Origin of the sequence: Clostridium tarantellae (assembly GCF_009295725.1) — a bacterium.
GTDB classification, from domain to species: Bacteria; Bacillota; Clostridia; order Clostridiales; family Clostridiaceae; genus Sarcina; species Sarcina tarantellae.
In genome coordinates this window covers 1-5,134 of the sequence record NZ_WHJC01000245.1, presented here as the reverse complement: position 1 = coordinate 5,134, position 5,134 = coordinate 1, and the positions used below count along the sequence as shown (strand labels likewise).

Here is a 5,134-nt window from a genome sequence, read left to right as displayed (position 1 = left end):
GCTTATTAATATTTAATTTAACTTGGGGTTTTACTACATGTAATTAGCTATGTTGGGCTATTAAAAGCTAATTACATGTAGTAAATTGTTTTATTAAGTAATTCAATATTTGTTAGATTTTATTGGTGAAGATTAATTATATAACTTAAAATTTAAAATTATATATTTTAAAATTTTAAGTTGCTTTTTATATAATTTATTAAAAGCTTAAATTATAGAAGGTGGAAATGGGATGGAAGGAAAGTTATTAGTTATAGATAAAAGAGTATTGCCTGAAGTTTTTGAAAAAGTTATTAATGCAAAAAGATTATTAAAAGAAGGCAAAGTAAAGGAAATTACTGAGGCAACAAGATTATCTGGAATAAGTAGAAGTGTTTATTATAAATATAAGGATTATGTTTTTGAGTTTTCTGAAACATCAGAAGGCAGAAAAATTATATTTAATTTAGTTCTTACACATAAAAAAGGAGTATTATCAGCTGTTTTAAATCTAATATCGGACAAAGGTGGTAATATACTTACTATAGATCAAAGTATACCTATAAATGAAGCTGCATATGTAAGTATAACTATGGATATGTCTACTATGATTTGTGATATAAATAAATTATTAAAAGATATTGAAGAAATACCTGGAATAACAAAGGTTGAATTTATTGCAATGGAGTAAGAATTTAAGATTTACAATAAAATTTTAAATATTAAAATAATGAAGTAGTAAATTTGGGTTTCTTAGTTTATTGTGTATAAAAATACCAAATATAATAGATAATAAAAAATCTATTATATTTGGTATTTTATATTTATACAAATTAAGGCGTAGTATAAAGAAAAGGTGGTCCAGCTGATATATTCACATCACTAGAAGTTTCTTTTACAAATGTTCCATTAATTTGGATAGCATGTCCCTTAAATAATTCTGATAAAAAGTTTAACTGTTCTTGTTTATTTTGGTTAATAACTTCATCCCACTTCCAAGGGGAGATTGTTTCAAGATGTCGTAAATTATATTGTTTTTTCAAATGTTCATAGGCAGCAAAGTTATCATTTCCAAAAGTATATGAAATTTGAGCAGAACTATTTCTATGAGTATTTTTAGATGAATCAAAAGGACCTTTAAAAGTTACATTGTAAAAGATTCTTGCTAATGCGTTAAAAGGTGTTGTAATTTTACTTTTTTTCACTAATACATTTACTGGAACAGAAATGTTGGGAGGAACTGTAAAAGTAGCCTGATCAATAAATTGGGATTGTTCTAAAATAGATTCTTGATTTCCAAAGGTATATTGATGAGAAAATTTAAAACTTAATTCTAGTTTAGTAGTAACTGGTGCAATACTAACTTTAGAAGATTTTTTTATAGCTAAACTATTAGATATTTTATGGGAAGAATGAACACTTATTTTATTACCTACTTTAAATGAGAAGTTTTTGGTTATTTTAATAGGAACACTGCTTCTATTATTAAGTGATGTTGAACCAAAAGTATCTGGAGTTAGTTCAGCTGTAGTTGGTATTCCAAGAGTTATTGAATTAGGAAGGAATTCAAGCTTGAATTTTGACACTATCATTTGAAATTTTCCATCTTGTGGAGCGGAGCCTTCATGAAGAATGTAGTCATCATTTGATTTAGTTATCTTAAGTGTTTCTGAAAATTGAAAACCTAAAATTTTAGCTAGTGTAGACCAATAAGATTGAAAAGTTGAATTTGCAACTAAATTAAATTTAATAACTTCTTTGTCTTCAGTTTCTGAGCTTGGTAGTAATAAATAATTATTATCCATAATATAAACTCCTTTTATATATTTTAAAATTAAAAAATTAACAGTTATTTTTTAAATTGATTTAAATGGTCCAACTTCTATAATTAAATTTTTAGTATCAATTTTATCAAATTCTCCTTTAATTTGACAAGCATATTCTCGATAAAGTCTATTAATAAATAGTTGTTACGTTTTGAAAGTGCTTTATTCCAATCCCAGTCTGGATTATTAGGAATATTTCTTCGTTCAATTTGGCTTTTTATATCTGCAATAGCAGATATAGTATCATTTCCGAAAGTATATGATATAAAGCCAAATGGCTGAAATGGTCGTGGGACATCAATGCCTAAAGTAAAAGGATTAGCAGGTATATTTTTTCGATAACAACCTCCATTTTTAAGCCAAAGTATAAATCCAGAAATGGTAACATTAAAAGAAATTATTGCTAGGCCTTTAAAGGGAGCTTTAGCTTCGGTTATATTATTGATTAATTTTATAGAAGCTTTATTTTTAGGGGGAATTTCAAGAGAAATTGAATCACTAGATTCTTTACTTTCTATTTTATCAGATTGATTTCCAAAAGTGGATTCATGAGAAAAATTGTAACTTACATTAGTTGATTCAGTAGCTCCAGGAATATCAATATCAACATTAACACTTACTCCAAAATCAGTAGCTATTTTATTAGAAGATGAAACAGAAGTTGTAGTTAATTTAGAAAACAGAATTTTTTTAAAAATACTAGCAGTATTATCAGTGTCATTAGTATAATTTGCAACTGCTAATATCTCTTGTTCTAATTCATTTAAAATAACAGGTTCAATGGATAAAGCATCTGCAAGGAAATTAAATTTGAAATTTGAAAAAGTAATTTATGTATTTAAATTTTTAGGTCTACTTGATGCTCCTATCAATACATAATTATCTCCATCTCTAAATACTTTAATATTTTCACCAATAAATTTTCCAGTATCACCTTTAGTTTTTTGAAAACCTAAAGCATTAGCAAAATTAAACCAAATTTTTTGAAATGCAGAATTTAAAATAATAAAATTTTTTATTTCTTCTACATCAACATAATCAGAACCTCTTAATACAATATAAGATTTATTCATAAAATAATATCTCCTTTTTAAAAAAATTTTTAAAAGTAAAAAAGCTAATTTTCAGAAATAATAGGATTAGTTAAATCACCAGTTATAGTAAGTTTGTAATTTTTATTTAAATTAAGATTTGAATGATAGATTATAGATTGATTTTTAGAAGAATCTATAGAATTTATAATTAAATAAATAAAAGTAGCTTTTTTTTCAAAAGACATTTGTCTAGTGTATAAAGGTAAAAATTCACCTAAATTTAAAGTTATATTTTTTTCACCTAAAGTATATATTATTTGAAAAGATACATTAAAGTTTGATGAATTTAAAATACTAATGTGATTATTTTCATTAATTATATTAAAGTCAATAGATGAATTTGAATTTAAAGGATTACCATCAACATTAGTATTTAGTTCTGATAAATCAATAATAGAATCATCTTCAATATTTGGTATATCAAGCTCATCAAGATAAGTTATATTTATATTATTCATAAAATTTATCCTCCTGTGGAATATAGAATTAATAATTTTGTTATGATAAAGAAAAAATTATAATTTAACATAAATGTTATAATAATAAAACTTACATAAAAATTTTAATTGAGCTTTAAAATTACAACTTTATATATTATATAATATGTAAAGTAAAAAAAAATGTCACAATTATAAAATAAAAAAATGTAGAAGAATAATAATTCATTTTAAAAAAGAAATACTTGTACTTAAAACAAAGTCATGATATAGTGTTATTACAAAAAATGTAAAAGAGGGGATTTTATGAATTTTATAAGTACTCGAGGAGGTATAAATAAAATAAGTTCAACTTTTGCAGTACTTAAAGGGATAGCTGATAATGGTGGACTTTTTGTTCCTGAAAACTTTCCTTATATATATAAGGATATAAAAAAATATAGAATGAAAAATTATTGTGAACTTTCATTCTATATTATAAAAAAGTTTTTTCAAGAACTTGGAGATGAAAATATTAAAGAATGTATAGATAAAGCCTATAAAAATAAATTTAAAGTAAAATTGAATAATTCTTTTTTAGAATTATATCATGGACCTACTTATGCTTTTAAGGATGCGGCTTTATTATTGCTTCCCCAGTTAATGAAAAAATGTAGGCACTTAGAGAAAATTAAAGATGATATTGTTATTTTAACTGCTACTTCTGGAGATACTGGGAAAGCTGCTTTAGAGGGATTTAAAAATATAGATGGCATAAAGGTTATAGTTTTTTATCCAGATAAGGGGGTAAGTACTATACAAGAATTACAAATGAAAACATCTACAGGTGGAAATGTTTATGTAGTTGCTATAGATGGAAATTTTGATGATGCTCAAAGAGGAGTTAAAAATATTTTTAATAATGAAGAGTATAAAAAGGTTTTAAAAAATAAAGGAATTATGCTATCTTCTGCTAATTCTATAAATATAGGAAGATTAATACCACAGATAGTCTATTATTTTTATGGCTATTTTAATATGGTAAACAATAAAGAAATAAAAGAAGATGAAGAAATAAATGTAGTAGTTCCTACAGGGAATTTTGGAAATATTTTAGCAGCTTATTATGCTAAAAAAATGGGACTTCCCATAAAAAACTTTATTTGTGCTTCTAATGAAAATAATGTGTTAACAGACTTTCTTAACACAGGTGAATATAATAAAAATAGAGAGCTAATTTTAACTACTTCACCATCTATGGATATATTGGTTAGTTCAAATTTAGAAAGATTATTATTTGAATTAAGTAATAGAGATTCAGAATTAATAAATTATTATATGAATAGTTTAAATAATAAAGGAAAATATAGAGTGAATGATTCTATTAGGAATAATTTAAAAGAGTTTTATGGTGAATTTGCTACTGGAAAAGAAGTTAGTAAAACTATAAAAGATGTACTTGAAGAAGAAAATTATTTAATAGATCCACATACAGCTGTAGCATATATATGTTATAAAAAATATTTAAATAAGACAGGAGATAAAACAAAAAAATTAATAATTTCTACTGCCTCGCCATTTAAGTTTACAAAAGCGGTGTTATCATCTTTAAATGTTAGTTATGATGATAATAATGATTTTCATTTGCTAAAACTTTTATCTGAAAAATGTTCTTTAGAAATACCAGTTAATTTAAGAGAATTAGAAAAATTACCTATTTTTCATAATAAAAAATGTAAGGCTAATGAAATGAAAAATATGATTATGGAAGTGTTAAATAAATTACCCCAAAATATTTAAACTAATTATAGTATATGAA

General features: G+C 24.1%; 4 protein-coding genes and 1 pseudogene. 2 read left to right on the top strand and 3 right to left on the bottom strand.

Translation table 11 applies throughout. From position 1 onward, the window contains the following. Positions 1 to 232 precede the first annotated feature (232 nt). The gene (locus tag GBZ86_RS12520; protein WP_152891151.1) at positions 233 to 670 is read left to right on the top strand and encodes an ACT domain-containing protein; all 438 of its coding nucleotides are present in this window, start codon (positions 233 to 235) and stop codon (positions 668 to 670) included. 142 nt (positions 671 to 812) lie between these two features. Here the strand turns inward: GBZ86_RS12520 and GBZ86_RS12515 are convergent, their stop codons facing one another. The 3 genes and pseudogenes from GBZ86_RS12515 to GBZ86_RS12500 all read right to left on the bottom strand — a co-directional run bounded on the left by GBZ86_RS12515 (position 813) and on the right by GBZ86_RS12500 (position 3,357). After that, positions 813 to 1,784 carry an aerolysin family beta-barrel pore-forming toxin gene (locus GBZ86_RS12515; protein WP_152891149.1) on the bottom strand — a complete coding sequence of 324 codons (972 nt, stop codon included), beginning with the start codon at positions 1,782 to 1,784 and terminating at the stop codon, positions 813 to 815. Between the two features lie 83 nt (positions 1,785 to 1,867). Beyond that, positions 1,868 to 2,878: pseudogene (locus GBZ86_RS12510) on the bottom strand (aerolysin family beta-barrel pore-forming toxin). Positions 2,879 to 2,922: 44 nt separating this feature from the next. Then, positions 2,923 to 3,357 carry a hypothetical protein gene (locus GBZ86_RS12500; RefSeq protein ID WP_152891145.1) on the bottom strand — a complete coding sequence of 145 codons (435 nt, stop codon included), beginning with the start codon at positions 3,355 to 3,357 and terminating at the stop codon, positions 2,923 to 2,925. A 285-nt stretch (positions 3,358 to 3,642) separates the two neighbouring features. Between GBZ86_RS12500 and thrC the strand changes: the two genes are divergently transcribed. Then, on the top strand, positions 3,643 to 5,115 hold the full coding sequence (gene thrC, locus GBZ86_RS12495) for a threonine synthase (protein WP_152891143.1): 1,473 nt from the start codon (positions 3,643 to 3,645) through the stop codon (positions 5,113 to 5,115). Positions 5,116 to 5,134: the final 19 nt, after the last annotated feature.